The sequence below is a fragment of the Actinomadura formosensis NBRC 14204 genome, from assembly GCF_001552155.1.
Classification (GTDB): Bacteria; Actinomycetota; Actinomycetes; order Streptosporangiales; family Streptosporangiaceae; genus Spirillospora; species Spirillospora formosensis.
Genome location: NZ_BCQQ01000325.1, coordinates 1 through 595, shown reverse-complemented (window position 1 = coordinate 595; position 595 = coordinate 1). Strand labels below are relative to the sequence as shown.

Sequence of the window (595 nt, the reverse complement as noted above, 5' to 3'; positions counted from 1 at the left end):
CTCCTATAGATGTCAAGCTGCAGGAGCGAGATCGTTTTGAGTGGTTTGTTCGGTTGGTGTGCCGGTCAGAGCGCGGTGGACCTCGCGGGCGACGAAGCGTTTTAGGCAGCGGATGATCTCCTTCTTCGACAGCCCTTGGGTGGTGCGGCGTTGGACGTAGGCGCGGGTGCGCGGGTCGTGGCGCATGCGGACCAGCACGATGGTGTGCAGGGCGTTGTTGGCGGCGCGGTCGAGGCGGTGGCGGCGGGTGCGGCCCGAGGACGCCGGGATCGGTGCGACCCCGGCGAGGTGTGCGAACGCCGCCTCCGAGCGCATCCGTTCGGGGTTGTCGCCGGCCGAGGCCAGCAGCTGCCCGGCGGTCCGGGCGCCGACGCCGAACAGCTCCAGCAGCGCGGGAGCGGCCTGCTGGACCAGCGGGCCGATCTAGGCGTCCAGGTCGGTGATCTCGGCGTCCATCGCCTGGTACCGGCGGGCCAGGCGGCGCAGCGCCGCCCGGGTCGCCGCCAGGGGATCCGACAGGTCCGCCCCGGGCCGCAGCCGCGCGCCGGTCAGGCGGGTGGACAAGACAGTGACGGGGCTTCTGGACCAAGCTCCT

2 protein-coding genes are annotated in these 595 nt (G+C 71.6%); both read right to left on the bottom strand.

Annotation, left to right across the window (positions count from 1 at the left end):
• Window positions 1-12: 12 nt before the first annotated feature.
• Complete coding sequence (locus AF1_RS32765; protein WP_255218873.1) at window positions 13-381, bottom strand: IS110 family transposase; 369 nt, start codon at window positions 379-381, stop codon at window positions 13-15.
• Window positions 382-423: 42 nt separating this feature from the next.
• Entirely contained in the window at window positions 424-564 is a 141-nt protein-coding gene (locus AF1_RS35025; RefSeq protein WP_157419466.1) for a hypothetical protein, read from the bottom strand.
• Between the last annotated feature and the right edge of the window lie 31 nt (window positions 565-595).